General features: G+C 73.9%; 26 protein-coding genes, 1 pseudogene and 1 riboswitch. Of the genes and pseudogenes, 8 read left to right on the forward strand and 19 right to left on the reverse strand.

The genetic code is table 11. The features are described from left to right. Positions 1-83 precede the first annotated feature (83 nt). Positions 84-1,571 (forward strand): S8 family peptidase, encoded by a 1,488-nt coding sequence (locus ACLQ2U_RS11470; RefSeq protein ID WP_425750570.1) that lies wholly within the window; start codon positions 84-86, stop codon positions 1,569-1,571. A gap of 111 nt (positions 1,572-1,682) precedes the next feature. Next, the gene (locus ACLQ2U_RS11475) at positions 1,683-2,183 is read left to right on the forward strand and encodes a hemerythrin domain-containing protein (RefSeq protein ID WP_425750571.1); all 501 of its coding nucleotides are present in this window, start codon (positions 1,683-1,685) and stop codon (positions 2,181-2,183) included. A gap of 49 nt (positions 2,184-2,232) precedes the next feature. Here the strand turns inward: ACLQ2U_RS11475 and ACLQ2U_RS11480 are convergent, their stop codons facing one another. Beyond that, positions 2,233-3,099, reverse strand: coding sequence for a metallophosphoesterase family protein (locus tag ACLQ2U_RS11480; RefSeq protein ID WP_425750572.1), 867 nt, complete (start codon positions 3,097-3,099; stop codon positions 2,233-2,235). Positions 3,100-3,200: 101 nt separating this feature from the next. Beyond that, positions 3,201-3,290: riboswitch (ZMP/ZTP riboswitch) on the forward strand. An 18-nt stretch (positions 3,291-3,308) separates the two neighbouring features. Here ACLQ2U_RS11480 and ACLQ2U_RS11485 point away from each other — a divergent pair. Next, positions 3,309-4,745 (forward strand): glycine hydroxymethyltransferase, encoded by a 1,437-nt coding sequence (locus tag ACLQ2U_RS11485; protein WP_425750573.1) that lies wholly within the window; start codon positions 3,309-3,311, stop codon positions 4,743-4,745. Positions 4,746-4,849: 104 nt separating this feature from the next. Here the strand turns inward: ACLQ2U_RS11485 and ACLQ2U_RS11490 are convergent, their stop codons facing one another. From ACLQ2U_RS11490 to ACLQ2U_RS11515, 6 genes and pseudogenes are all read right to left on the reverse strand, one after another. Beyond that, positions 4,850-5,134 carry a hypothetical protein gene (locus tag ACLQ2U_RS11490; protein WP_425750574.1) on the reverse strand — a complete coding sequence of 95 codons (285 nt, stop codon included), beginning with the start codon at positions 5,132-5,134 and terminating at the stop codon, positions 4,850-4,852. Positions 5,135-5,156: 22 nt separating this feature from the next. After that, positions 5,157-5,408 carry an FGGY-family carbohydrate kinase gene (locus ACLQ2U_RS11495; protein WP_425750575.1) on the reverse strand — a complete coding sequence of 84 codons (252 nt, stop codon included), beginning with the start codon at positions 5,406-5,408 and terminating at the stop codon, positions 5,157-5,159. A 188-nt stretch (positions 5,409-5,596) separates the two neighbouring features. After that, positions 5,597-5,857 (reverse strand): hypothetical protein, encoded by a 261-nt coding sequence (locus ACLQ2U_RS11500; protein WP_425750576.1) that lies wholly within the window; start codon positions 5,855-5,857, stop codon positions 5,597-5,599. Between the two features lie 359 nt (positions 5,858-6,216). After that, entirely contained in the window at positions 6,217-7,311 is a 1,095-nt protein-coding gene (locus ACLQ2U_RS11505; protein ID WP_425750577.1) for an alpha-hydroxy acid oxidase, read from the reverse strand. Beyond that, positions 7,304-7,423, reverse strand: a pseudogene (locus ACLQ2U_RS11510) (alpha/beta hydrolase); the annotation flags it as partial. The pseudogene ACLQ2U_RS11510 and the gene ACLQ2U_RS11505, both read right to left, overlap by 8 nt. 137 nt (positions 7,424-7,560) lie before the next feature. Further along, positions 7,561-8,085: a hypothetical protein gene (locus tag ACLQ2U_RS11515; RefSeq protein WP_425750578.1), complete on the reverse strand. Its 525-nt coding sequence runs from the start codon at positions 8,083-8,085 to the stop codon at positions 7,561-7,563. A gap of 172 nt (positions 8,086-8,257) precedes the next feature. On the opposite strand from ACLQ2U_RS11515, the gene ACLQ2U_RS11520 reads away from it, so the two are divergent. Beyond that, positions 8,258-9,613: a BTAD domain-containing putative transcriptional regulator gene (locus ACLQ2U_RS11520; protein WP_425750579.1), complete on the forward strand. Its 1,356-nt coding sequence runs from the start codon at positions 8,258-8,260 to the stop codon at positions 9,611-9,613. A 3-nt stretch (positions 9,614-9,616) separates the two neighbouring features. Here ACLQ2U_RS11520 and ACLQ2U_RS11525 read toward each other — a convergent pair whose 3' ends face one another. Continuing rightward, positions 9,617-10,174: a dihydrofolate reductase family protein gene (locus ACLQ2U_RS11525; RefSeq protein WP_425750580.1), complete on the reverse strand. Its 558-nt coding sequence runs from the start codon at positions 10,172-10,174 to the stop codon at positions 9,617-9,619. A gap of 47 nt (positions 10,175-10,221) precedes the next feature. On the opposite strand from ACLQ2U_RS11525, the gene ACLQ2U_RS11530 reads away from it, so the two are divergent. Then, entirely contained in the window at positions 10,222-10,695 is a 474-nt protein-coding gene (locus ACLQ2U_RS11530) for a nucleotidyltransferase domain-containing protein (RefSeq protein ID WP_425750581.1), read from the forward strand. A gap of 21 nt (positions 10,696-10,716) precedes the next feature. On the opposite strand, the gene ACLQ2U_RS11535 is transcribed toward ACLQ2U_RS11530, so the two are convergent. Both ACLQ2U_RS11535 and ACLQ2U_RS11540 read right to left on the reverse strand, forming a co-directional pair. Beyond that, positions 10,717-11,226, reverse strand: a complete 510-nt coding sequence (locus tag ACLQ2U_RS11535) for a dethiobiotin synthetase (RefSeq protein WP_425750582.1) — start codon at positions 11,224-11,226, stop codon at positions 10,717-10,719. Between the two features lie 66 nt (positions 11,227-11,292). Then, positions 11,293-12,291, reverse strand: coding sequence for a S1 family peptidase (locus tag ACLQ2U_RS11540; RefSeq protein ID WP_425750583.1), 999 nt, complete (start codon positions 12,289-12,291; stop codon positions 11,293-11,295). A gap of 229 nt (positions 12,292-12,520) precedes the next feature. On the opposite strand from ACLQ2U_RS11540, the gene ACLQ2U_RS11545 reads away from it, so the two are divergent. Then, positions 12,521-13,480: an exo-alpha-sialidase gene (locus ACLQ2U_RS11545; RefSeq protein ID WP_425750584.1), complete on the forward strand. Its 960-nt coding sequence runs from the start codon at positions 12,521-12,523 to the stop codon at positions 13,478-13,480. Positions 13,481-13,725: 245 nt separating this feature from the next. Here ACLQ2U_RS11545 and ACLQ2U_RS11550 read toward each other — a convergent pair whose 3' ends face one another. Together ACLQ2U_RS11550 and ACLQ2U_RS11555 are read right to left on the reverse strand one after the other, a co-directional pair. Further along, complete coding sequence (locus tag ACLQ2U_RS11550) at positions 13,726-14,085, reverse strand: hypothetical protein (RefSeq protein ID WP_425750585.1); 360 nt, start codon at positions 14,083-14,085, stop codon at positions 13,726-13,728. A gap of 53 nt (positions 14,086-14,138) precedes the next feature. Beyond that, positions 14,139-14,381, reverse strand: a complete 243-nt coding sequence (locus ACLQ2U_RS11555) for a hypothetical protein (RefSeq protein ID WP_425750586.1) — start codon at positions 14,379-14,381, stop codon at positions 14,139-14,141. Positions 14,382-14,721: 340 nt separating this feature from the next. Here ACLQ2U_RS11555 and ACLQ2U_RS11560 point away from each other — a divergent pair, with 340 nt between their 5' ends. After that, a complete protein-coding gene (locus ACLQ2U_RS11560) occupies positions 14,722-15,582 on the forward strand; it encodes a helix-hairpin-helix domain-containing protein (RefSeq protein ID WP_425750587.1) in 861 nt (286 codons plus the stop codon). A 71-nt stretch (positions 15,583-15,653) separates the two neighbouring features. Here ACLQ2U_RS11560 and ACLQ2U_RS11565 read toward each other — a convergent pair whose 3' ends face one another. Beyond that, on the reverse strand, positions 15,654-16,757 hold the full coding sequence (locus tag ACLQ2U_RS11565; RefSeq protein WP_425750588.1) for an aminoglycoside phosphotransferase family protein: 1,104 nt from the start codon (positions 16,755-16,757) through the stop codon (positions 15,654-15,656). Between the two features lie 18 nt (positions 16,758-16,775). Next, entirely contained in the window at positions 16,776-17,012 is a 237-nt protein-coding gene (locus tag ACLQ2U_RS11570) for a hypothetical protein (protein WP_425750589.1), read from the reverse strand. 131 nt (positions 17,013-17,143) lie between these two features. On the opposite strand from ACLQ2U_RS11570, the gene ACLQ2U_RS11575 reads away from it, so the two are divergent. After that, positions 17,144-17,350: a hypothetical protein gene (locus tag ACLQ2U_RS11575; protein WP_425750590.1), complete on the forward strand. Its 207-nt coding sequence runs from the start codon at positions 17,144-17,146 to the stop codon at positions 17,348-17,350. Between the two features lie 92 nt (positions 17,351-17,442). On the opposite strand, the gene ACLQ2U_RS11580 is transcribed toward ACLQ2U_RS11575, so the two are convergent. The 5 genes from ACLQ2U_RS11580 to ACLQ2U_RS11600 form a co-directional block, all read right to left on the reverse strand. Continuing rightward, on the reverse strand, positions 17,443-19,545 hold the full coding sequence (locus ACLQ2U_RS11580) for an amino acid transporter (protein WP_425750591.1): 2,103 nt from the start codon (positions 19,543-19,545) through the stop codon (positions 17,443-17,445). A gap of 119 nt (positions 19,546-19,664) precedes the next feature. Continuing rightward, a complete protein-coding gene (locus tag ACLQ2U_RS11585; RefSeq protein ID WP_425750592.1) occupies positions 19,665-20,060 on the reverse strand; it encodes a hypothetical protein in 396 nt (131 codons plus the stop codon). Between the two features lie 38 nt (positions 20,061-20,098). Continuing rightward, positions 20,099-20,848 carry a phosphotransferase gene (locus ACLQ2U_RS11590; RefSeq protein WP_425750593.1) on the reverse strand — a complete coding sequence of 250 codons (750 nt, stop codon included), beginning with the start codon at positions 20,846-20,848 and terminating at the stop codon, positions 20,099-20,101. A 71-nt stretch (positions 20,849-20,919) separates the two neighbouring features. Then, a complete protein-coding gene (locus ACLQ2U_RS11595) occupies positions 20,920-21,690 on the reverse strand; it encodes a DUF5995 family protein (protein ID WP_425750594.1) in 771 nt (256 codons plus the stop codon). A gap of 118 nt (positions 21,691-21,808) precedes the next feature. Then, entirely contained in the window at positions 21,809-24,730 is a 2,922-nt protein-coding gene (locus ACLQ2U_RS11600) for a helix-turn-helix transcriptional regulator (protein WP_425750595.1), read from the reverse strand. Between the last annotated feature and the right edge of the window lie 41 nt (positions 24,731-24,771).

Genomic DNA, 24,771 nt, shown 5'->3' on the forward strand with positions numbered 1-24,771 from the left:
AAAGCGGGCATCCGCCCGCTGCCGCCGGGTCGTTCCCCCATCACGGAGCATCACCCGGCGGGGGACGGCCCCTGGGAGTCTGTGTGAAGAACCTCCGTCGCAAGACACTGGCCGCCGCGTCCGCGGTGACGCTCGGCGTCGGCCTCGCCCTGACCGGCGGGTTGGCACCGGCCGCGGCCGCCGGCCCGGACACCACGTTCCTGGTCCTGGCCCCGCAGGGTGCCTCGACCGGCTCGGCGGCGGCCCGCGTGGCCGCGGCCAACGGCACCGTGGTGGCCACGTACGACAAGATCGGTGTGCTCGTCGTCCGCTCCACCAACCCCGACTTCGCCACCCAGGTGAAGGGCGCGGGGGTCGAGTCGGTCGCCGCCACCACCGGCCTGGGCACCGCCCTCGAGGAGGGCGAGACCCTGGAGGTCTCCGCGGCCGATGCGGCGAATGCCACCGCCAACCCGACCGCGGAGCCCCTGTACGGCCAGCAGTGGGACATGGACATGATCCACCTCCCGCAGGCCCATGCCATCAACGCCGGCAGCGCCGACGTGGTGGTGGGCGTGCTGGACAGCGGCATCTCCAGCACCCACCCCGACCTGGCCACCCAGATCGCCAAGGACAAGAGCACGTCCTGCCTCGGCGGCACGGTGGACACGGCCGAGGCGGCCTGGAACCCGACCACCTCCGACCACGGCACCCACGTGGCCGGCACCATCGCGGCTGCCGTCAACGGCGTCGGCGTGGCCGGTATTGCGCCGGGCGTCAAGGTCGCCGCGGTGAAGGTGGTCAACGACGACGGCTTCATCTTCCCGGAGGCTGCGGTCTGCGGGTTCATGTGGGCCGCCGACCACGGCATGCAGCTGACCAACAACAGCTACTTCATCGACCCGTGGGAGCTGAACTGCCGCAATGACGCACGCCAGCGTCCGGTGTGGCAGGCGGTCCAGCGGGCCATCCGTTACTCGTCGAACAAGGGCGTGCTGAACGTGGCGTCCGCGGGTAACTCGAACTACGACCTCGCGCACAAGATCTCGGACTTCGGCAGCCCGAACAACGGGACGCCGGAGGAGCGCGAGAACCTCACCAACGCCTGCCTCGACCTGCCGGCCGAGGCGCCGGGCGTGGTGACCGTCTCGGCGGTCGGCCCGACCGGGGAAAAGAGCTTCTACTCCTCGTACGGCCAGGGCGTCATCGATGTCACCGCACCCGGTGGTGACAGCCGGTTCCGCACCAGCGGTGTCAGCGGGACCACCACCGACCAGATCCTGTCGACCACCTTCAACACGGCGACTCGGACCAATGGTTGGGGTTACAAGCAGGGCACCTCGATGTCCGGCCCGCACGCCGCCGGCGTCGCGGCGCTGGCGCTGTCGGCGCACCCGGGGATGGCCCCGGGCCAGCTGGCGGCGTTCCTCGAGCGTACGTCGGTGGCGCAGTCCTGCCCGGACGGCGTCTACAACCCGGCGCCGCTGCACCCGACGGCGGGCCCGACGTTCTACAACGCGACCTGCTCCGGCGGGGAGCGCAACTCGTTCTACGGCGCCGGCATGGTCGACGCCTACAACGCGGTGAAGTAGCAGCACTGCACGACCAGTGGGGCCCGGCGGAACATCGCCGGGCCCCACCCGTTTTCGCAGCTCATGGCCGGGGTACCGGAGCACCGTCAGCCGAACCAAGGAGGTCTGCCGGTGTCCACCGACGCCATCGTCCTGCTCAAAGAGGACCACAAGGAGATGCGCCGCCTCTTCCGCGAGTTCCAGAAGGCCGAGGACGGTCCGGCCAGCAAGCGTCAACAGCTGGTGACGCAGATCCTGGAGGCCCTCACGGTGCACACCTACCTGGAGAACGAGGTGATGTACCCCGAGGTCCGCAAGCTCCTGCCGGACTTGGAGGACGACATCCTCGAGTCGTACGAGGAGCACCACGTGGCCGACCTGCTCTGCGCGGAGCTGGCCGCAATGGACGCCTCCGACGAGCGCTTCGTCGCCAAGACCACGGTGCTCATCGAGAACGTCGAGCACCACGTCGAGGAGGAGGAGCAGGAGTGGTTCCCCAAGGTGCGGGAGGCGCTCGGCCGCAACCAGCTCCAGGAGATCGGCGAACGGATGATCGCGATGCGCGCGGACGCGCCGCGCAACCCCAGCGACCCGAAGGCGGTCAAGAGCGCGCGTGACGCCGCCACCGCCTGACCGACGCACGACTCCGGGGCCCGGCCGAATGGCCGGGCCCCGTTGCGTCTCACCAGGCGGTCGGCGGCCGGCCCTGCGGCGCGGGCAGGATCTGACGCACCCGTCCCGGGGGTACGTCCCGGCGCCGCCACTCCCGGGGATAGCCCACCGAGACCTCCTCGAAGCGCACCCCGTCGTACCAGGTGGTGCGCGGGATGTGCAGGTGCCCGTAGACCATCGCGACGGCGGCGTAGCGCCGGTGCCAGTCGGCGGTGGCCTCGGTGCCGCACCACTGGGCGAAGATCGGGTAGCGCAGGACGTCGGTCGGTTCGCGGACCAGCGGCCAGTGGTTGACCAGCACGGTCGGCAGCGCCGGGTCGCGCTCGTCCAACCGTCGGGCGGTCTCGGCGACCCGGGCGGCGCACCAGTCCGGGCGGCTCGGGTACGGGTCGGGGTGCAGCAGGAACTCGTCGGTGCAGACGACCCCGGTCCGGTACGCCTCGGCCAGCGCCGCCTCGCGGGTGTCGAACCCGGCCGGTCGCCAGCTGTGGTCGTAGAGCAGGAACAGCGGCGCGACCAGCGCCGGCCCGCCCGGCCCCCGCCACACCCGGTACGCGTCCTCGGGGGTGACCACCCCGAGTCGCCGGCACACCTCGACCAGGTGCCGGTAACGCTCCACCCCGCGCAGGGTGACCGGGTCGACCGGCGGGGTCCACAGCTCGTGGTTGCCGGGCGCCCAGATCACCGTGTCGTACCGCTCGGCGAGCAGGCCGAGGGCCCACTCGACGTCGGCGACGGTCTCCGCCACGTCGCCGGCCACCAGCAGCCAGTCCCGGGGCGAGGACGGCCGCAACGCCTCGACCAGCGCCCGGTTCGCCGCGTGTCCGACGTGCAGGTCGCTGGTGGCCACCAGGCTGCCGGCGTCCTCCCCTGACATCCGTCGATCGTACGCACGCCGCCCCCGCGCCGTGGGCGCGCGGGAGCGGCGGAGTTCGGCGAGGTGGACCGGGACCCCCGGGGGGCGACCCGGTAGGATCGGCGGCGGGCCGTGACTGGCGCGTGGGGATGGAGCACCCTCGGGAAGCGGTCCCGTCATGAGGATGCACGCCGAGCGCCTGGGCCTTCCACACGTCACCAGGAGGTCGCATGTCGCTGAACGCCGAATCCACCGCCTTCCGCAGCGCGCTCGAGGTGATCCGCGCCGTCGAGCCGCGGGTGGCCGACGCCATCGGCGCGGAGCTGGCCGACCAGCGCGAGTCGCTCAAGCTCATCGCCAGCGAGAACTACGCCTCCCCGGCCACCCTGCTGGCGATGGGGAACTGGTTCAGCGACAAGTACGCCGAGGGCACCGTCGGCCGCCGCTTCTACGCCGGCTGCCAGAACGTGGACACCGTCGAGGCGCTCGCCGCCGAGCACGCCCGCGAGCTGTTCGGCGCCGCGCACGCGTACGTGCAGCCGCACTCCGGCATCGACGCCAACCTGGTGGCGTTCTGGGCGATCCTGGCCGACCGGGTGGAGTCCCCCGCGCTGAAGAAGGCCCAGGTACGACAGGTCAACGACCTCACCGAGGCGGACTGGTTCGCGCTGCGCCGGGAGCTGGGCAACCAGCGGATGCTCGGCATGTCGCTGGACGCCGGCGGCCACCTCACCCACGGCTTCCGGCCGAACATCTCCGGCAAGATGTTCGACCAGCGCAGCTACGGCACCGACCCGGCCACCGGGCTGATCGACTACGACAAGGTGGCCGAGGCGGCCCGCGAGTTCAAGCCGCTGATCCTGGTCGCCGGCTACTCGGCGTACCCGCGGAAGGTCAACTTCCGGATCATGCGGGAGATCGCCGAGTCGGTCGGCGCCACCTTCATGGTGGACATGGCGCACTTCGCCGGACTGGTCGCGGGCAAGGTCTTCACCGGCGACTTCGACCCGGTGCCGCACGCGCACATCGTCACCACCACCACCCACAAGTCGCTGCGCGGCCCGCGCGGCGGCATGGTGCTCTGCGGGCCGGAGCTGGCCGACCAGGTCGACCGGGGTTGCCCGATGGTGCTCGGCGGCCCGCTGCCGCACGTGATGGCCGCCAAGGCGGTCGCCCTGGCCGAGGCCCGCCGCCCCGACTTCGCCGACTACGCCCAGCGCATCGTCGACAACGCGCAGGCGCTCGCCGAGGGCCTGCTGCGCCGGGGCACGAAGCTGGTCACCGGGGGCACCGACAACCACCTGGTGCTCCTCGACATCTCCGGCTACGGCCTGACCGGCCGGCAGGCCGAGCAGGCGCTGCTCGACTCGGGCATCGTGACCAACCGCAACGCGGTCCCGCAGGACCCGAACGGCGCCTGGTACACCTCGGGCATCCGGATCGGCACCCCGGCGCTGACCACCCGTGGCCTGGGCACCGCGGAGATGGACCAGACGGCCGAGCTGATCCACACCGTGCTCAGCCAGACGAGCCCCAGGTCGAACGCCGACGGCACCCCCTCCAAGGCCAAGTACGTCCTCGACGCGGCCCTGGCCGACAAGGTCAGCAAGCAGGCCAGCGACCTGCTGACGGGCTTCCCTCTCTACCCCGCCGTCGACCTGGCCTGACGCACACCCAGGTCCGCACACCCACGTCGATCATGGAGTTGTGGTGCCCGGTCCGGCCGGATTCAGGGGCATCCGTCCCCACCACAACTCCATGATCGCCGAGGTCACCCCAAGGTGAGGGCGCGGTGGCGGAGGGTGCGGAGGCGGTGGAGGACGTCGGTGCCGCCCCGGCCGAAGTGGTCGTGCAGGGCGCGGTCCTCCGCGGAGAGGGCGTCGTAGGTGGCGGCGCGGGTCGGGTCGGGGTGGAAGGTCTCGCGGTGGGCGGCGCCCATCGCCGCGGACGCGGTTTCCACATCCGGATACGCCCCGGCGGCCACGGCGGCGTGGACGGCCGCGCCGTGGGCGGCCGGGTGCGCCGAGTCGACCACGTGCGGCGGCCGGCGCAGCACGTCGGCGTAGCCCGCCCACCGGCTAGTCGGCGGCGAGCGCGTCCAGCAGCGCGTACGCGGTGAGCCCGCGCCACCGCACCTCCTCGGCGTACGCCCCGGGCAGCGCGCGGTCGACGTACCAGGCGACGATGTCCCCCACCCCGCTCCGCCCGGCCTCGTAGCCCCACCTGCCGGCGGTGACCCCGCCGTCGACCACCCCGCACACGCCGGGCACCTCCCGGCGGGCGTCCGCGTTCATGATCAGGCAGGTGGAGGTGCCGAGCACGGCGAGCATCCGCCGGGGCGACCGCGCGGGCCGCGGCGGCGGTGACGTGCGCGTCGATGGCGCGTGCCGAAGTCCACGCCGACGGCGTACCGGCGTCGGTTCCGCTGGCTCACCGCTCCCCCTCCCGTCGCCCCCGGCGGGGACGGCCGGGGCGGGTGCACGCTGGCAACACCGGCGGATGAACCGCCGGTGACGGGTCAGGCGAGCGGGCGCTTGAGGTGGTACCGGTGGACCTCGGTGCTGCCCTGGACGTTGTTCACGTCCTCGCCGGCGGAGACCAGCTCCCAGCCATCCCGGCCGGCCCGGTTGAGGTGCGCGATCGCGGTGTCGCCGTACGCCGTGATGTCGGTGCGCGACCCGTCGGGGGCGTACCAGACGAACGAGACGTGGAAATTCCGTCCCTGTCCCTGGTAGCGGCGGACCAGCAGGGCGTACTCCCAAGCGACCATGCGGTCCATTATGGTGGCCCCGCGCCGGTCATCGGAACCGCGGCTGCTCTCTCCTTCCGGGGCGGTCAGCCACCGGCCGGGGATCCTGCGACGGCGGACCACTCGGCCGCGAGGTCGGCACGGGTGGGCGGGTCCGCGCCCCGCCGGCCGCAGGTCCACGCGGCGACGCGAGCCGCCTCCCGGAGCACGGTCGTCGCGCAGGACCCGGCCGAGATGGGCCGCGTCGCCGCGTCGCTGATCTTCCGGCGGCTCGACGGGGAACAGTGGCGGCCGAGGACGCACCTCGTGGCAAGCAGGCTGATCCCGCGCGGCTCAGGCGAGATCAGCGGCAGCGAGGCGAGGTCCAGGTCCACCGGTTCGTCCACGGCTCAGCCTCCGATCAGGGTACGCAGGTGGCGGGCCGCCGCCGGGTCGGCGCAGCCGGAGAGGGTGAGCGCGTCGCGCAGTTCGGTGGCGAGCAGCGCCAGCGCCGCCTCCGCGCCGGACCGCCCGCCGGCGGCGAGGGCCCAGAGCATCGGCCGGCCGAGCAGCACCCCGGTCGCGCCGAGGGCGAGCGCGCGCAGCACGTCCGTGCCGCTGCGGACGCCGCTGTCCAGCAGCACCTCGGCGCGGTCGCCGACGGCGGCGACCACCTCGGGCAGCACGGTGGCGGTGGCGGGGGCGCCGTCGAGCTGCCGGCCGCCGTGGTTGGAGACCACCACGGCGTCCGCGCCGACCTCCACCGCCCGCACCGCGTCGCGCGGGTCGAGGATGCCCTTGACCAGCAGGGGCAGCGGGGTACGGTCCCGCAGCCAGTCGAGGTCGGCCCAGGTCAGCGCGGGGGCGAAGACCGCACCGGTGTGCGCGGCGATCGCCGACACCCCGGGCGTGCCGATGTGGGCGAGGTCGTCCCGGCCGCCGGGCAGGTTGGCCGCGGTGACGTGCGGCGGCAGCGCGAAGCCGTTGCGCACGTCGCGCCGCCGGCGGCCGAGCACCGGCACGTCGACGGTCACCATCAGCGCGGCGCAGCCGGCGGTCTGGGCCCGGTCCAGCAGGTCGGCGACCAGCCCTCGGTCGCGCAGCCAGTACAGCTGGAACCAGACCGGCCCGTCGCCGGCGGCGGTGACCTCCTCGATCGAAGTGCTGCTCAGCGTGCTGAGCGTGTAGGGCACCCCGGCCGCGCCGGCGGCCGCCGCCAGCGCCGACTCGCCGTCGGGGTGCAGCAGCCGCTGGTACGCCATCGGCGCCACCGCCACCGGCATCGCCTGCTCCCGGCCCAGCAGCGTCGCCGCCGTCCGGGGATCGTCCACCCCGGTGAGCATCCGGGGCAGCACGGCCACCCGGTCCAGGGCGGCCCGGTTGGCGGCGAGGGTGGTCTCGGCGCCGCTGCCGCCGTCGACGTAGTCCCAGACGCCCGGCGGCACGACCGCCCGGGCCAGCTCGGCGAAGTCCCCCAGGCTGACCGGCGGCGCGGCGTCAGGCATCGCGGGGCCCGCCGGGCGTCGGCACCGCGAGCACGAAGCGTTCACGCAGGAACGCCGCCGCCTGGGCTCGCCGGCCGGCATCGAGGACGCCGGGCATCGCGAAGAACCCGTGGGGGTCGAGGGGCATGCCGTCTCCTATCCGCCGGTCGAGACGAAGAGCTTATCGATGCCGCGCAGGAAAAGACTCCCGCTGTCCCGCGTCCCGCGTCGTTCCCGGACGGCCGTGGGGCCGCCCGGGAACGACGTGGCTCAATCGAGATCGGTGCAGACGTTGTGCGTCGTGCCGTGGACCATCGTGACGGTCTTGTGGAACGTCGGGCTGAACTCGACGACGTACTGCCCGTCGATGAGCCAGTACCCGCGCGGCAGGGTGCCGCCGTTCTCCCGGAAGCCGAAGAGCGCCGGGCCGGTGACGTACCACGTCATCGACCCGTCCGGGTGGTACTCGACCATGGCCGTGCCGCTGGCGTCCACCAGGGTGGCGGCCCCGGTCTCGGTGTTGGTCACCCCCACGATCAGGTCCCCCTCGTAGAGCTCGCGGCGGGGAGAGCCGTCGGGGTTGGTGCTTAGCACCAGCTTGCGGACCTCGTCCCGGACGGACTCGCTGTGGATGGCGAAGTCGCACCGCGCCCCGGCGGGCTGGTCGAAGGACCCCTGCGGCGCCGGCACCCAGCCGTGCGTGCCCCCGGTCGTCCCGGCGTACGCCGGGGTCGGCCCGGCTGCGATGGCCGCGACCACTGCCAGCACCGTTGCGACGCTCGTTCTCTTACGCATGTCCATCTCCGTCTGTCGTCGGCGTCAGGGCCGAACCAGGATCACCGTCGGCGCTCACCACGCCCTGACCATGCGACGGCGACGGACCCGCGTCGGCCCCGCGCGCGCCGGCGTAGTCACCACCGGATCACCGGGTGACAACCCGCGAGGGGTGCCAGATGGTCACAGAGATATGGAGTTCGGACTGCTCGGACCATTCGAGGCACGCCACGACGGGAAGCTGGTCGAACTCGGCAGCCGCCGCCAGGAGCGGTGCATCCTCGCCGTCCTGCTGCTCGACATCGGCCGCCTGGTCACCACGGACCGGCTCATCGACCTGCTCTGGAACGGCCGCCCACCGGCCTCGGCCCGGGGCGCGGTGCACACGTACATCGGGCGGCTGCGGACCTCGCTGGCACCGTACCGCGTCCGGATCACCACGCGCGGTGACGGCTACCTGGTGGAGGCCGACGGGCACCGGGTGGACGCGGCGGAGTTCAGCCGGCTGGTGGACCGGGCGGCCGCCACCACCGACCCGGCCGAGCGGGTCCGGCTGCTCGACCGGGCGCTGGAGCTGCGGCGGGGCCCGTTGCTCGCCGACACGGCCGACGGCGAGCTGCGGGAACGGCTGCACGGCCCGTTGGAGGAGCGCCGGCTCACCGGCGTCGAACTGCGCGCCGAGGCGCGGCTCACCCTGGGCCAGCACGCCCGCGTGGTCACCGAGCTGAGCGCGCTGGTCGGCCGGCACCCGACCCGGGAACAGCTGGTCGCCACCCTGATGACCGCGCTGTACCGGGGCGAGCGGCAGGCCGACGCGTTGCGGCTCTACCGGCGCACCCGGCGCAAGCTCGTGGACGACCTGGGGGTCGAGCCGGGTAACCGGCTGCGGGAGGTGCATCGGCGGATCCTCCGCGCCGACCACCGCCTGGAGCGGACCGGCCGGCCGGTGTACGAGGTGCGGGTCCGCGGCGAGTCACTGCCGTGGAGTGTCGGCGGACATCCGGCGCTGGAGTTCTGCAACACCCTCGCCGGGTGGGGGCACGAGCCGCCGATGCCCGGCGCGGAGTGGCTGCGCGGCTACCGCACCCTGGCGGTCTGGACCGGCCACGTCGGACTGGCCGACGACGTCGCGGTGAGCCGCCTGATCCATCTGGCCGAGCGCGACCCCGCCCAGGCCACCGCTGCGCTCGACGAGGCCCGTGCGCTGCGCGCCCGGCTGTACGCCTGCCTGACGGACCCGACGGACCGACGCGCCTTCGACGACGTCGCCCGGTACGCGGAGGACGCCGCGAAGGTGCTGGTCTTCCGCCGGGACGCCGACGGGCGCGGGCGGTGGTGTCCGGACCTCGCGGCCGGGCTGCGGCTGCCCGTGCACGCGGCCGCCTGGAGCGCCGCCGAGCTGCTGGCCGACCCGCGCCGGCTCACCGTCCGGGTGTGCCCCGACGAGCGGTGCGGCTGGCTGTTCCTCGACGAGAGTGGCCTGCGGCGCTGGTGCAGCCTCGCCACCTGCGGCCGTTCGCCCGGCGACGCCCCGTGCCGCAGCGCATGACGGCTACACCTGGTGACGCAGCATCACCACGCCGTTGCCGAACGTCCGCGACTCAACCAGTCGCAGGTCGGTGGGGGTGTCCGACGGTGGGAACAACGGGGTGCCCCGGCCGATCAGCACCGGGTGGACGAAGATCCGGTGCTCGTCGATCAGGCCCAGCCGGTGGAAGGTCGCGCCCAGCTCCGCCCCGCCGACCACCATGTCGCCGCCGGGCCGGGCCTTGAGCGCCGCGACCTCCTCGGGAACCACCTCCCGGGCGATGGTGGCGTTCCAGTCGGCGTGCCGCAGGGTCCGGGAGTAGACGACCTTCGGCATGTCCCGCCAGATGCCGGCGAACTCCTTCGTCGGCGCGCTGCTCGCCGGGTCCCGGTCGGCCGTCGGCCAGAAGTCGGCCATCAGTTCGAAGCTCCGCCGGCCGTCGAGGAACGCGCCCATGGTGGCCAGCTCGGCATTGAAGTACGCGTGCAGCTCGTCGTCGACCCGGTGCCAGTCGAGCTGGTGCTCCGGCCCCTCGAAGTAGCCGTCGAGGGACACCGACATCCACAGGATGATCTTCCGCATTGCCGCCCTCCTCCACCCGCCGACGGCCAGTCTGGCATCCTCGCCGGATGAACGGGGACCAGGTCACCGCGCTGATGGACGAGTTCGCCGTCCACCAGCTGCGGGCGTGGATCGCCGGCGGCTGGGCGGTGGACGCGGTGGTGGGCCGGCAGACCCGCCCGCACGGCGACCTCGACCTCGCCGTCGACGCGGCCCAGCAGGACGAGCTGTTCGCGCTGCTGTCCCGCCTCGGCTTCACCGTGACCGTCGACTGGCTGCCGGTACGCGCCGAGCTGACCGCGCCGGACGGCCGGCGAATCGACGTGCACCCGGTGGCCTTCCGCCCCGACGGCAGCGGGGTGCAGGAGGGCCTGGACGGGACGACGTTCGGGTACGCGGCGGACGGCTTCGCCGAGGGGAGCATCGACGGCCGGCGGGTTCCGTGCCTGTCGGTGGCCCAGCAGTTGCGCTTCCGCGAGGGCTACGAGCCCCGCGCGGTCGACCACCACGACATCGCGCTGCTGCGGCAGGCGGTGTCCTGAGTCAGTCCACCCTGCCAGAGACTACGCCGGCCGGTCGATCCTGGTGGGTCCGCCGGCCGGCGGACCCACCAGGGCCACCCGGACCGCCTCGTCGGGCGTGTCGACGTGGTGCGGCCCTTCGATCGGCGCGCCGGAGGCGTCCACCACCCGCCAGCCGCCGAGCACCGCCACCGGCACCCCGCCCCGACGCAGGGCCAGCGCCACCTCGCTGAGCGTCCCCCAGGAGCCGCCCACGGCGATCACCGCGTCGGCGCTCCACACCAGCACCGCGTTGCGGGCCTGCCCCATGTTCGTAACCACGGTCGCCGAGACGTCCGCGACCGGGCCGGGCGCGGTGCCGTCGTCGGGGCGTACCGCGATCACCAAGCCGGCGCGGGACCGGGCGCCGGCGGCGACCGCGGCCATCACCCCGCCGCCACCGCCGCAGAGCACGGCCGCGCCGCGCTCGGCGAGCAGCTCTCCCACCCGGCGGGCGTACGCCTGCTCGACCTCCGTCGCGGACGCCGGCCCGCAGACCGCCACCTGCACCATCCGCCCATCATGCCCGGACGCGACGGGGCTCCCCGGCGACGCGCGCCGGGGAGCCACCGGGAGGGATCAGAAGACCGACACGCCGTACTTGCTCAGCGCCTCCTTGACCGGCTGGAAGAAGGTCTGGCCGCCGGTCTGGCAGTTGCCGCTGCCGCCGGAGGTCAGGCCGAGCGCGACGCTGCCGGCGTACAGCGGGCCGCCGCTGTCGCCGCCCTCGGCGCAGACGTTCGTGGCGATCATGCCGCGGACGGTGCCCTCGGCATACCGGACGGTGGCGTTGAGGCCGGTCACCGTGCCGCTGCGGGTGCCGGTGGTGCTGCCCCGGCGGGTCACCGCCTGACCCACGTACGCGTCGCCGGCGCTGGTGATGTCCTGCGAGCCGACGGTGCCGCTGACGGTGACCGAGGTGTTGGTGTACCTCACGATGCCGTAGTCGTTGCCGGGGAAGCTGGTGCCGGTCCGGTCGCCGAGCTTGGTGCTCAGCGCCGAGTTGGCGTACCAGGTGGCGGAGAGGTCGGTGCAGTGCCCGGCGGTGAGGAAGTAGTACGTGCTGCCGCTGCGCACGTTGAACCCGAGCGAGCAGCGGTAGCCGCCGCCGTAGATGGCGTCCCCGCCGGAGATCCGCATGCTCAGCGTGCCGGCGATCGGGGTGATCCGGGCGGCGCCCCCGGTCACGGCGACCGCAGCCCGGATCCGGGCCAGCTGGGCCGCGCCGACGCTGCTGTCGACGCCGACCACCACCTGGTTGCTCACCGGGTCGACGTACATCGCGGTGCCGGTGACGCCCAGGTCGACCCGGGCCTGTGTGCGTTCCAGGGCGGCGGCGCTGCGGCCGACCAACCGAGCGATGCCGCCGGCGGCCCGCACCGACGCGGCGGCACGCGCGTCGGTCACCGCGACGACGGTACGCCCCGAGGCCGGGTCGAGCCAGGATCCGGCGGTTCGCTCGACGCCGAGCGAGGCGGTGAGGGAGGCCGCCCGGTCGGCGGACAGGGGTGCGGGGGCGGCGTGCGCCGGTGCCGCGGCGACGGTGGCGGCGAGCAGAGCGGCACTGACGGCGGACATCACGCCACGTCGAGTGAGTCTCACGCGTTCCTCCCGGGGAGGGCGGGACCGGCCCGGTAAGCCGATCGATGAGTGCACATGTTTCCACCGCTGGTCCCGCAGGTAAAGGGGCTGTCCGCTGCCCGCACTCCGGATGTTCGTCGCGCGTTCGCCAAGGGGGTCTCGGCGGGCGGGTTCCGGATCGCATACCGTGGTCGGTCAGCCTGGAACGGACAGATCAGGAGCTGCGATGACGTCGACACCGACGAGCGGGGAAGCGACCCGGGCCCGGGTACGCGAGGTCCGACGGATCTGGGACGGCGCCCCGCACAACGCCTTCACCGACCTGGTGCGCTTCGGCGACACCTGGTTCTGCGCGTTCCGCGAGGGTGACTCACACATTTCCGACGACGGCACGATCCGGCTGCTCGCCTCCCCGGACGGCCGGGAGTGGGCGTCGGTGGCGGTGCTGACCCGGCCGGTCACCGACCTGCGCGACCCGCGGTTCGGGGTCCGCCCCGACGGTCGGCTGCAACTGCTGGCCGCGGCGGCCACCGGGGACGCCCCGAAGGCGCTGCAGACCTTCCGTACGGTCACCTGGCTCTCCGACGACGGGCGCCGCTGGGGCGAGGTGACGCCGGTGGGCGAGCCGGACGTCTGGGTGTGGCAGGCGGCCTGGCAGGCCGACGCGATGTACGGCGTGGGCTACGCCACCCGGGAGCCGCGCTTCGTCCGGCTCTACCGCAGCGGGGACGGCCTCGACCTGCAGCCGTGGGTGGAGACGCTCTTCGCCGACGGCTACCCCAACGAGTCCGGCCTGGTCTTCGCGCCGGACGGCACCGCGTACTGCCTGCTTCGCCGGGACCAGGACACCGCGACCGCGCAGCTCGGCCGGGCCCGGCCGCCGTACCGGGACTGGACCTGGACCGACCTGGGCGTCCGGGTGGGCGGCCCGGCGCTGCGCCAGCTGCCGGACGGCCGGCTGATCGCCGGGGTACGCCTGCACGACGGCGAGGTCCGCACCGCCGTCTGCCTGCTCGACCCGGAGCGGGGCGCGCTGACCGAGCTGGTCGGCCTCCCCTCGGGCGGCGACACCAGCTACCCCGGCCTGGTCTGGCACGACGGACTGCTCCGGGTCAGCTACTACTCGTCACACGAGGGGCGTACCAGCATCTACCTGGCCGAGGTGGAGCTGGACCCGGAGCCCTGACCGCGCGGCCCTGGCCGGGCCGTCGCCGGTCGGCTACCCGACCCGCAGTGGGCGGACCGGATCGCCGCCGAGCTGTCGGCGGTTCCGTCGCACGCGTGGCGCGCCGGGTCCACGACCGCCGGCCGGGCGTGTCGCGTCGGGTCGGGTCGGGTCGGGTCGACGTATGCCTAATGAGCGATATGCCTCAGAGGCATATTCATGCCTGAGAGTCATACCGCTCTCCGCCGCATCCGCGAGCGTGGCGGTTACCTGGCGTGGTCCCGACCGAGCCGGCTCAGGAGGCGGTCGCTGGCGTGGTCGGCGATGTCGCGCATGAAGACCCGGTCGGGGAAGTCGCCATCGAGAAGTCGCAGCTCCAGGAACGCGTGCTCCCATTCGACGTCGAGGAACATGACGCCCTCGATGTCGATGAGCACCGGCTCGTCGTGGTCGTCGACCAGCACGTGGTCGGTGCCGAGCTCGCCGTGGATCAGGGCGTACCCGGCGCGGGGCGCGACGGCCTCGAACAGCTCCCGGAGCAGATCGGCGAGGCGGTGTTCGAGCGCCGCGATCCGGTCCACCCGGCGGACGGACTCGGCGAGGTGACGCAGCGCCCGGTCCAGCACGACCCGCTCTACGGGCGGTGCGTCCGTTCCAGCACCGGCTCGGCGCGTCGGGGTCACGGGCGGACAGGTCTTCGAGCCGCCCGCCCCGGACATCCTCGACCGGGTGTCGCCCGGTCGAGCAGCAGCACCCGGGGCACCCGGACCCCGACCGCGGACAGCTCGGCGTGGGCCGCCTCGAACAGGTCGAGCCCGGACGCGGGCGCGAACGGTCCCTCCTCCCCCACCGCCGACGGCCAGTAGTCCTCCTCGTCGTTCCAGACGTGGACCAGGCAGGTCCCGCCGTCGTCGAGGGTCACCCGGTAGGCACCCTTCTTGCTCCCACCGGCGAGTCGACCACGAGGTTCGGGTCCGGAAATGCGACGGCACCTCGTCGCGGCCCGGCCGGGTCAGTCCATGTCGGCCTGCTGCCAGAGCCCCACCGCGACCGCGGCGGTCATCGACATCCATCGGTACCACCGACACCGCGGCCCGAAACCCGTCCGCAACTGCTTCCATACCGTCGGTCATCTCGCCGGCGCCGGCCGTCCCACCTGCGACGTGAGGGGCGATCCTCCCTGTCGTCCCGCATACCCGTGTGCGAAGCTGCGGCGAGTTTTCTTCGTGACTTTTCCGACGTACACAAGAAGGAGGTTCGCCGTGCCGTCGAGTTTCGGGCAATGGCTGATCGTGATCCTGGCCCTGCTGGTGGGCCTCGCCGGAGGCTGGGCGCTGCGCGGCCGGCAGGCCGGGATGAGCACGCCGCAGGGTCCCTCCATCATGGGAGACGACCCGGTCGTCGGGCTCTCCGACGACGAGAAGGCGACGGCTGCTCCGGCCACCGTCGACACCCCGCGGCCGGAGGCCACCGTCGACGCCACCCCCGCGCCCGCCGCGGTGGTCGACGAGGCCACCCCGCGGGACCTGGACGCGCCGCCGGCCGCCGCGTCCCTGGCCGCCCACCACACTCCCCTGCCCACCGGCGACGACGCGGTGACGGCCACTGACCTGGCGGCCACCGACCGGGCGGACGAGGACGCCGTCGACACCGTGCCGGACACCCGCGCGGACGACCAGACTCACGCCGCCGACAACGAGGTCCTGCCGGCGACGGCGATCCCGGCCCCCCGGGCCGCGGTCGACGACACGGCACCCCCCGCGGAGGTGGCCCTACCGACCGACTCGGCGTCCGAGGTGGACGTCTCGACCGACGCGGCGCAGCCGGCGCCGGTCGCCGCCGCCGTGACCGGCGGCGGGGAGGACGCCCCCGCGGACGACTTCCGCCGGATCCAGGGCGTCGGGCCGAAGATGGCCGCCGCGCTCCAGGACGCCGGGATCCGCACCTACCACCAGCTCGCCGAGCTGGACGAGGCGGCGCTGCGCGACACCATCCGGGCCGCCGGCCTGCGGGCCGCGCCGAGCGTGGCCACCTGGCCGCAGCAGGCGAAGGTGCTCGCCGGCGCGTCGGCCGAGGCCGGCCGGGTGCTGCCGGCCCCGACGGGCAGCGGCGACGAGGCCTGACCGAGCCACCGTCCGGGCCGGTGACCGTGCATCCACGGTCACCGGCCCGACGTCGTCCCGCGGGTCGGGCGTCAGGACGCGGCGCGGTACTCGTCGACGACCTGGGCGAGGACGTGCCGCGCCTCCGCCGCCCGCGCCGGGTCCGGGTCGTCGAAGGTGATCAGCGCCTTCCACAGCGCCCAGCCCCGACCCCGGTCCCACGTCGCCGGGTCCAGGGCGAGCGCGGCGCGGAACACCTCGCGGCTCTCGCCGCGCAGCAACGTCCAGGCGACGGTCAGGTCGCAGGCCGGATCCCCCACCCCGCACGTGCCGAAGTCGATCACCGCGGCCAGCCGGCCATCGCGGACCAGCAGGTTGCCGAAGGCGACGTCGCCGTGGAACCAGACCGGTGGACCGTGCCAGGTGGAGCACAGCGCGGTCGCCCAGACCCGGCGTCCGAGGTCCCCCGGGATCCGGTCGCCCAGGGCGTCGAGCGCGGCCCTGGTCTCCGCGTCGTACGTCCGCAGTGGCCCGCCCCGCCAGCAGCTGTGCGGCCCCGCGGCCGGGCCGCCGGTGGCGTCGATCCGGCGCAGCGCCACCAGGAAGCCGGCGAGGGTGGCGGCGAAGTCGGTCAGGTTGGCGATCCGCTCGGCCCGGGCCTGCCGGCCCTCGATCCACCGGTGGACCGACCACGGGAACGGGTAGCCCTCGGCGGGCACGCCCGCCGCGAGCGGGGTCGGCACCGGCAGCGGCAGTCGCGGCGCGAGGTACGGCAGCCAGCGCTGCTCCTTGGCCACCTGCGGGACGTAGCCGGGGGCGCTGGGCAGCCGTACCGTCATGTCGTCGCCGAGGTGGAAGGTGCGATTGTCCCAGCCGCCGGCGTCAACCGGGCGTACCGGCAGGTCGGCCCAGCGCGGGAACTGATCGGCGATCAGCCGCCGCACCAGCGCCTCGTCGATGTGCGGCCGGGCCTCCGGGTCGACCGGCGCGGCCTGATCGGGGTGTCCGTCCATCCGCACCAGACTCACCAGGTCGGCGGAGTACGGCAACCGGATAACGGCCGGGCGGCGACCACCGAGACGGACAGAGAGCACTGAAACCGACATGTCGTACCGCCGGCGCATCGGCACCATGTTCAGCGCCCACCATTCCGAGGCGGAGAACCTGGCGGCGTTCGCCGTCGCCTTCGTCAGCACGCTGCTGCTCTGGCGGATCTACGTCCACTGCTCCGGGGAACTGCTGCCGCAGGCGATCCGGAGCTCCCGGGCGCCCAGCAGGTTCCTGTTCACCGCGCCGTACACGCATCTGCTGATGGTGGCCGGGTGTCGCTCTCCCGCCCCGGCGGCCTGCTCGCCCTGCTCACCATCGCCCCGGCGGTGTTGTTCCTGCCCCCGCTCTTCGCCGCCGCCGGGGCCATGCTGGTGCTGGCCGGGGTGGCCACGGCCGACCACCTGCGCAGCCGGGCAGACCGCCCGAGGAACCGTCTCCGCCGCACTGACCGTTCCGGGACATCGTTTACCCGATCGCCGGGTCTGGGTACAAGGGCTTCACCTCGAACCACCACGACCCTGGAGGCACCCCCATGCGCGGCACGTCGATATTCGGAGTACTTGTCGTCATCTGGCTGCTCATCGGCGCCATCGCCGCCGGTCAGCGCGGCTACTACAGCAACGACGACACCAACTGCGCCGAGGCCGGCACCATCCTGGTGACCATCGTGGCCGGGCCGCTCAACTACATCGGGGCCAACCCGAAGGTGGACTGCGAGCTGCCGGAGCCGTCGAAGTAGGTCCCCCGCCCGGCCCGCGCCTTCACCCCCGGGGCGCGGGCCGTTCCATGTCCGCTCCCGATCACGAGCCCGGTCGCGGCCGGGCGGCGGCCTCAGCCGCCGACGTGGATGCCGGGGCGGTGGGACGGGTCCGGCTCGCTCTTGCGGATGATCTCCCGGACCACCGGCGGGGTGTCACCCCGGCCGAGGATCAGGTAGCGCAGCAGGTGGGCGAGCGGGTTGCCCTCGGACCACTCGAAGTGGGCGTGCGGGCGCACGCCCGTGGCGTCGCGCAGCGCCAGCAGGATCGCCGCGATCGCGTTCGGCACGGCGGGGCTGCTGGCCCGCAGCACCCGGTACCCGTCGACCTCGACGCCGTGCACCCGCAGCACCTGGCTGAACTCGGAGGGGTCGACCACCTCGATCTCCAGGAAGAGCACGTCCGCCGCGCTGGGCACCGGGTTCATCACGCGCTGCGTCCGCTCCTTGACCCGGTACTCCTTCACCGCGCCGCTGTTCCGCTTGTTGGCGATGAGGTCCAGCCGGCCGTCGTGCGCCAGGTTGTCGGCGATGAACCGGCGGGCCGGCTCGTCGAACTCGATCCGCTCGGCCCGCAGCTCGGTGGTGCGAGTGACCCGGGAGATCAACGAGACCGCGATGATGCCGGCGATGAACATGCCGGAGATGGTGATCCCGTCCGGCTTCTCGATGATGTTCGCGACCAGCGCGTAGAGCAGGACCGCGGTGAGCACCCCGAAGCCGACCGCGGCGATCCGCTGGCGGGCGCGGGCCGCCGCGATGGTCACCGCCACCGCGCCGGAGACCATCATGGCCAGGATGCCGGTGGCGTACGCGCCGGCCTGGGCGTTGACGTCGGCCCGGAAGGCCACGGTGATCGCAATGCTGATCAGCGTGTAGACGATCACCACCGGGCGCACCGCCCGACCCCACTCCGGCGCCATCCCGTACGACGGCAGGTAGCGGGGCACGATGTTGATCAGACCGGCCATCGCCGAGGCGCCGGCGAACCAGAGGATCAGCACGCTGCTGATGTCGTACACGGTCCCGAACGCCTCGCCGAGGTGCTCGTGGGCGAGCCAGGCCAGCGCCCGGCCGTTCGCCGCGCCGCCCGGCTGGAACTCCTTCGCCGGGATCAGCACGGTGGTGACGAAGGTGGTGGCGAGCAGGTAGACCGACATGATCAGCGCGGCGGTGGTGAGCAGGTTGCGGGTGTTACGGATCCGCGCGGCCAGGCGTTGCTCCCGGGTTTCGCCCTCCCCGCGCACCAGCGGCATCATGCTGACCCCGGTCTCGAAGCCGGAGAGGCCGAGCACCAGCAGCGGGAAGGCCAGCACGGCCGGGCCGATCAGGTCGCCGGTGCCGCGGGCGGCCAGCGCGGCGGTCCAGTCCCCCACCACCGACGGGTCCGCGGCCACCTCGGCCAGCCCGGCCACCACAATCACCGCGTTCAACGCCAGGAAGACCCCGACCAGCGGGATGGCCACGCCGACCGCCTCGCTGAATCCCATCAGGAACACCCCACCGAGGATCAGCAGCAGCACCACGGTCACCACCACGGCGGCGCCCGTGCCGTGCGGAAAGGACGCCGGCAGGATGGGGTTCTCCAGCAGGTGCACCGTCGCGTCGGCGGCGGAGAGGGTGATCGTGATGATCCACGAGGTGGCCACGAAGCCGAGGAGCACCAGCACGAAGACCTTGCCCCGCCAGAACGGCAGCAGCCGCTCCAGCATCGCCACCGAGCCCTGGCCGTGTGGGCTCTCCCGGGCCACCCGCCGGTACATCGGCAGCATGCCGAACAGGGTCAGCGCCACGATCAGCAGCGTGGCCAGCGGGGAGAGCGCCCCGGCGGCGAGCGCCGCGATCCCGGGCAGGTACGACAGGGTGGAGAAGTAGTCGACACCGGTCAGGCACATCACCTGCCACCAGGGATGGCGCTTCTGATGGGCCTCCTCCGCCTCCGGGCCGACCGGCTGCACCCGGTGCTCGAAGAGCCAGCGTTGCAGCGGGCTGCCGGGGGGCTCGGGACGGGCGTGGCTCTCCACGCACTCCGGCACCGTCACCGGTCCCCGCCGGGTCCGCTCGCCCTGCGCCGGGTCGCGGGCCTCCCGCAGCGCGCGTTCCGGACCGGCCGGCCCCGTCGCGCCCCGACGTCCCCTGCCACGCCGTGGGTGTGCCCCGCTCCGCCCGTCCGTCATGCCCGTACCGCCCTCCGGCCCTGATCCGACCGTAGGCGGTACCCAGGGCGCCGCTCGGCGGAACCGGGGAAGCCGGAAGATCGTCGCGAGCGCGCCGCAGCGTGGGGACCGCGCGGGCGTCAGCCGGGCGGCGGGACGGACAGGGCCCGCACCAGGGCATCCGGGTCGGTGACGGTCACCGTCGCCGCCGGATGCCGCGGCCGGGACCCGGGCCACAGCCCGGGCACGGCGGTGCCGAACCGGATGCAGACCCCCGTCGCGGTGCTGCTGCCGAAGGTGACCCCGCCGTCGGCCAGCGACAGGTGCGGCCCGACCGCCCGCCACCAACGGTACGGGCCGCCGGTCTGGGCCCCGGTCACGTTGGCCCGGTCGGTGCGCAGCCGCCAGGGCCCGAACCGGATCTCCAGCGCCTCGTCGTCGACCACCACCCAGGACGTCTCCGGCCGGACGCCGAGCAGCGCCAGCGGGACCCGGAAGGCGGGGTCGAAGCGGAACGCGGACCGGTGCGCGGGCATGGCCGGGGCGTACCCGGTGCGGGGCCGCCGACACCCGGTCACTCCAGCGCGCGGGTCCAGGCGGCCACGTGCGCGTCGAGGTGCGCGGCGACGGAGCGCCAGTAGGGGCCGTCGGCGGCGTGGATCCGGGCCCAGGGCTGCACGCCGTCGCGGGCGCCGTCGCGCAGCAGCGCGTACATCGCCCGGGCCCGGGGACCGAGCAGCGCGGCGAGCGCCGGACGGGCAGCCTCGGGGAGGTCGTACCCGTCCACCAGGGCGCGCAGCCGACGCGCCGACTCGGCGACCGGGCGGTCCGGCCGGATCCCCGCCATGCTCTGCGCCGCGTACGCCAGCTCCCAGAGCCGGGTCCCGGGGCCGGCGCCGTCCCAGTCGATCAGCACCCAGCCGCGCGCGGCCCGGACCAGGTTCCACGGCGCCGCGTCGTGGTGGCAGACCAGCTCCTCGCCGTCGGGGGCGATGGTCACCCGCCACACCGCCGGCTCCGGCGGCGCGAAGCCCTTGACCGCCCGGTGCAGGTCGGCCAGCGTCCGGCCGATCGAGGTCAGCTCCGCGAGGGAGTACGTCCCGGACGGCGGGCCGCACTCCCCCGGCACGTACTCCAGCACCTGGCGGCCCTGGGCGTCCCGGCCCAGCGGCCTGGGCGCGCCGGTGAAGCCGACCTCGTGCAGGTGTGCCAGGAGCGCGTCCACGCTGTCCGTCCACGGACCGACCGGCCGCCGGACGGTGTCACCGACCCGGACCACCCCGGCGGTGACGTTGCCGGTCAGGGGTTGCTCGTCGATCGGCATCCCGCCATCCTGCCCGAACGGACGCGTCCCCGCGCCCCGGTTTCCCGGAGCGCGGGGACCCCCCGTCCCGGCTACTGCAGAAACGCCCCCAGCGGCGAGAGCAGTAGCCGGCCGAGCGCCGCGGCGTTGTCGTCCAGCCGCGTACGCTCGCAGTCGCGGGCGTGCGGGTCGTGCCGGCAGCGCCAGATCTTCTGCGCGTTGCGCCAGGCCACGTCCCGGGTGTACTCGACCAGTTCGCCCTGGTACCAGTCGTCGATGTCGCCGTTGAGCATGTCGATGAGCAGCTGCCACCGTTCCAGGTAGCCTCGGCGCAGCCCGGGGATCTTGTCGGCGAAGATGTCGTTGATCTTGAGGTAGTCGCGGTGCTGCTCGGTGCCGTCGACCGGCTCGGACTCCAGGTGGTCGAAGGTCGTCACCAGGGCGAACGGCAGGTCGAAGTTGATGTGCGCGTTGACCCCCGCCGCTGCCGAGGGCAGCGGCCGGGCGTCCGGCCCTTGCATCCGCTGGAACAGGCAGGACCACGCCTTCGGGGTGGTCGGGCTGGACTCGGTCCACAACCGCATCGCGTCGAAGTAGCGGGCGGCGAACTCCACGTCGAGCCGGGACAGGAACACCGGGTCGGCGAAGTAGTCGTCGTAGAGCCCCTCCAGCACCCGGGTGGTGATGGTCAGGTAGAGCTTGTTGAAGTCGGCCAGCGGACAGCTCTGCTCCAGCGGAGGCAACCGGACCAGCAGGTCCTGCAGCTTGGTGAGGTGGTCCACCACCGCCGGCACGTCGCCGGGATGGTCGGCGAGCAGCCCGACGATGTCGGCGTGGACCGGGCCCCAGACCGGTTCCGTCATGTCTCCTCCACTGTGGTCGGGGCATCCCCGTGCCGTCGGCGTCGCTGGACAGCCTTCCAGCGGCGCCAGCCGGCCGGATCAGTAGAACGACGTATTCGCGCCGACGGCGTACGTGGCCCTACTCGCCGCGGTTGCGCAGGTGGATCGCGCTGGCCTGGACCCGGGTACGCACCTGGAGCTTGTCGAAGATGTGCGAGACGTGCACCCCGATGGTCCGCTCGCTGATGAACAGCCGCTGGCCGATCTCCTTGTTGGTCAGCCCCTCGGCGACCGCGGCGAGCACCTCGCGTTCCCGGGCGGTCAGCACCGCCAGCTCGTCGCTGGCCGGCCCGACCCGCTCCGGCCGGCTCACCGGCGGGACCCGCTCCGCCAGCTCCACCCGGGCGCGTCCGGCCAGCGTGGTGATCTCGCTGGTCAGCGGCACCGCGCCGAGCGCCTGGGCCGTCTCGTGGGCCTGGCGCAGCAGCCTGGCGGCGGTGCCGCTGCGGCTGCGCCGGGCCAGCAGCGCCTCGGCCTGCCGCAACCGGGAGTACGCCGCCGGATAGGGGTGGTTGCGTTTGTCCCACTCGTCCGCCGAGCGGGCCCACAGCTCCGGGTCGCCACGACCGTCGAGCCGGCTCAGCTCGGCGGTGCAGAGCGCCAGGAAGCCGTCGGCGTTGAGCCGTACCGGCCGGGCCGCGGTCATGCTCTTGCAGGCCACCCGGTCGACCGCGTCGCGCAGCCGCCGGACCGCGGTCTCGTCCACCGGCACGGTACGGCTGGCGTGCGCCTCCGCCTCGGCGCGCAGCCCGTGCCAGGCCAGGGTGGCCAGCAGCACCACGTCGTCGGAGCGGCTCTCGGTCAGGCCGCGCTGCACCGCCTGCCGGGCGACGTCGTGCCGCCCCTGCCACATGGCCAGCCCGGCGCGCAGGATCAGCATCGGCAGCACGTGCCGGGGCGCGCCACCGCCGGCCAGCATGGTGGCCACCGCCTCCAGGTCGCGGTCGGAGGCCTCGACGTCGCCGTACCCGACCGAGAGCCGGCAGCGGGCCAGCAGCAGCTCCACGGCGTCGGCGCCGGACGGGCAGTGCCGCAACGCGGCCGCGACGACCTTCTCCGCCTCGGCCCACTGCCCCACCCGGAACAGCCCGTTGGTCGCGATGGCCAGCAGCCGGGTCTCGTAGGTGCGCCCGAGCCCCAGCTCGGCCACCCGCTCGGCGCCCCGGCGGGCCACCACCACCCCCTCCTCCAGGATGTTCAGCGGCCCGGTCAGCAGCTCCGCCAGGTGCAGGTATGCGCACGCGACGTCCTCGGGCCGACCGGCCCGCTCGGCGACCTCCAGCGCCCGGCGCACCACCGCGAGGCCGGCGTCCGGGTCCTCCAGGAACGCCTCGCTGAAACCCAGCGCCGAACTGGCCAGCACCACCTCGGTGGTGCTGCCGTCGACCGCCGCGGCGAGGTCCAGCGCCTCCCGGGCCCGGTCGCCGGCGTCGGCGTACCGGCCCAGGTGCAGCAGGAGTTCGGCCAGGTGGGCGGCGGCGGTGGCCCGCTCCCCGGGGGTGCACGCGGCGGATTCCAGGACGCACCGGTACTCGGCCTCGGCCGGCGCGGAACGGCCGGCGGCGGCGAGGTAGCGGGCCCGGCGGATGCGCAGCGCGCAGGACGGGTCGGTGCCCTGGTCGGCGGCCAACTCCTCGAGCAGGGACAGCGCCCGGGCATGCTCGCCGCACTGGTGGGCGGTCTCGGCGGCATGCTCCAGCAGCTCCGCCCGGTCGACCCGTACCGGTGTGGCGTCCGCCGGAGCGACGGCCGGGGTGGCCGCCAGCTGCACCGCCGCCGACCAGTGTCGGTGCGCCTCGGCGAAACCGTGCAGCCGCTCCGCCTCCCGGGCGGCGGCCATCGCCGCCGGCAGCGCCCGGCCGGGATCGCCGGCCAGCCGCCAGTGGTGCGCCAGCCGCGCCTGGTGCAGCTCCGCCGGCGCTCGGGTGAGTGCCTCGGCGTAGCGGCGGTGCAGCGCACGGCGTTCGGCCGGGAGCAACTCGTCCTCGAGCACCTCGGCGACCAGCCGGTGCCGCAGCCGGTAGCCGTCGTCGGCGCCGACCAGCAGTCGGTGAGCCACGCCGGCCCGGACCGCGTCGATCAGCTCGGCCTCGGGCAGGCCGAGCACCTCGCCGAGCAGCCAGTGCCCGACCGGCTCGACCCCGACGGCGACGGCGTGCACCACCGCGTGCGCGTGCTGCGGCAGGGCGTCGACCCGGGCGAGGAAGATCTCGCGCAGCGTGTCGGAGACGCCGTCGCGGCCGTCGCGCAGGTCACGAGCCAGCTCCTCGACCACGAACGGGTTGCCGCCGCTACGCTGCCAGACCTGGTCGGCGGCCTCGGGGCTCAGCGGGGCGCCGACGATCGCGGCGGCCAGCCGGTCGGTGTCGACCCGGTCGAGCGGAGCCAGGTCGAGCACCCGCACCGAGCGCAGCCGGCGCAGCTCGGTGAGCACCCGGCGCAGCGGGTGGGCGCCCTGCAGCGACTCGGCCCGGACCGCCGCGAGCACGGACAGTTGGAGGTCGCCCAGTCCGGCGAGGAGGTAGAGCAGCAGCTGCCGGGTGCTCCGGTCCATCCACTGCAGGTCGTCGAGGACGAGCACCAACGGGCGGCCCTCGGCGATCAGGCTCAGCCCGCGGGAGACCCGTTCGAGCAGCGCGCCGGCGCCGTCCGGCGCCCCGGTCTCCTCGGCGAACATCCCCAGCAGACCGCGGACGGCCGAGGACGTTCGGGAACGGTTCGAGGTGAGCTCGGTGTCGAAGCGCCGCAGCGCCTGCAGCACCGGGTGCAGCGGCGAGGCGTCGCCGATGTCCAGGCAGGTACCGGTGAGCACCACGGCTCCGGCGTCCCGCAGCCGCGCCCCCACCTCGCCGAGCAGGCGGCTCTTGCCCACCCCGCTCTCCCCGCTGACGAAGACCGCGGCGGTCTGCCCCGGCCCGAGGTCGTCGAGCAGCGCGGCATGCAGCATCGTCAGCTGGTCGGCACGGCCGACGAGCGGTGCGGTGTCCACATCGCTGGCCATGCCCGCAGCCTAATCACAGGCCCCCGCACCCTTCTACGGGC

The organism is Micromonospora sp. DT47, from assembly GCF_049844475.1.
GTDB lineage: Bacteria > Actinomycetota > Actinomycetes > Mycobacteriales > Micromonosporaceae > Micromonospora.

What these genes read in the sequence shown, in the direction of transcription:
- ACLQ2U_RS11480 (WP_425750572.1), bottom strand. Translation starts at nt 3,099, where the DNA reads ATGTCAGGGGAGGACGCCGGCAGCCTGGTGGCCACCAGCGACCTGCAC.
- ACLQ2U_RS11485 (WP_425750573.1), top strand. Translation starts at nt 3,309, where the DNA reads ATGTCGCTGAACGCCGAATCCACCGCCTTCCGCAGCGCGCTCGAGGTG.
- ACLQ2U_RS11495 (WP_425750575.1), bottom strand. Translation starts at nt 5,408, where the DNA reads ATGCTCGCCGTGCTCGGCACCTCCACCTGCCTGATCATGAACGCGGAC.
- ACLQ2U_RS11500 (WP_425750576.1), bottom strand. Translation starts at nt 5,857, where the DNA reads ATGGACCGCATGGTCGCTTGGGAGTACGCCCTGCTGGTCCGCCGCTAC.
- ACLQ2U_RS11505 (WP_425750577.1), bottom strand. Translation starts at nt 7,311, where the DNA reads ATGCCTGACGCCGCGCCGCCGGTCAGCCTGGGGGACTTCGCCGAGCTG.
- ACLQ2U_RS11515 (WP_425750578.1), bottom strand. Translation starts at nt 8,085, where the DNA reads ATGCGTAAGAGAACGAGCGTCGCAACGGTGCTGGCAGTGGTCGCGGCC.
- ACLQ2U_RS11520 (WP_425750579.1), top strand. Translation starts at nt 8,258, where the DNA reads ATGGAGTTCGGACTGCTCGGACCATTCGAGGCACGCCACGACGGGAAG.
- ACLQ2U_RS11525 (WP_425750580.1), bottom strand. Translation starts at nt 10,174, where the DNA reads ATGCGGAAGATCATCCTGTGGATGTCGGTGTCCCTCGACGGCTACTTC.
- ACLQ2U_RS11530 (WP_425750581.1), top strand. Translation starts at nt 10,222, where the DNA reads ATGAACGGGGACCAGGTCACCGCGCTGATGGACGAGTTCGCCGTCCAC.
- ACLQ2U_RS11535 (WP_425750582.1), bottom strand. Translation starts at nt 11,226, where the DNA reads ATGGTGCAGGTGGCGGTCTGCGGGCCGGCGTCCGCGACGGAGGTCGAG.
- ACLQ2U_RS11540 (WP_425750583.1), bottom strand. Translation starts at nt 12,291, where the DNA reads ATGTCCGCCGTCAGTGCCGCTCTGCTCGCCGCCACCGTCGCCGCGGCA.
- ACLQ2U_RS11545 (WP_425750584.1), top strand. Translation starts at nt 12,521, where the DNA reads ATGACGTCGACACCGACGAGCGGGGAAGCGACCCGGGCCCGGGTACGC.
- ACLQ2U_RS11575 (WP_425750590.1), top strand. Translation starts at nt 17,144, where the DNA reads ATGCGCGGCACGTCGATATTCGGAGTACTTGTCGTCATCTGGCTGCTC.
- ACLQ2U_RS11580 (WP_425750591.1), bottom strand. Translation starts at nt 19,545, where the DNA reads ATGACGGACGGGCGGAGCGGGGCACACCCACGGCGTGGCAGGGGACGT.
- ACLQ2U_RS11585 (WP_425750592.1), bottom strand. Translation starts at nt 20,060, where the DNA reads ATGCCCGCGCACCGGTCCGCGTTCCGCTTCGACCCCGCCTTCCGGGTC.
- ACLQ2U_RS11590 (WP_425750593.1), bottom strand. Translation starts at nt 20,848, where the DNA reads ATGCCGATCGACGAGCAACCCCTGACCGGCAACGTCACCGCCGGGGTG.
- ACLQ2U_RS11595 (WP_425750594.1), bottom strand. Translation starts at nt 21,690, where the DNA reads ATGACGGAACCGGTCTGGGGCCCGGTCCACGCCGACATCGTCGGGCTG.
- ACLQ2U_RS11600 (WP_425750595.1), bottom strand. Translation starts at nt 24,730, where the DNA reads ATGGCCAGCGATGTGGACACCGCACCGCTCGTCGGCCGTGCCGACCAG.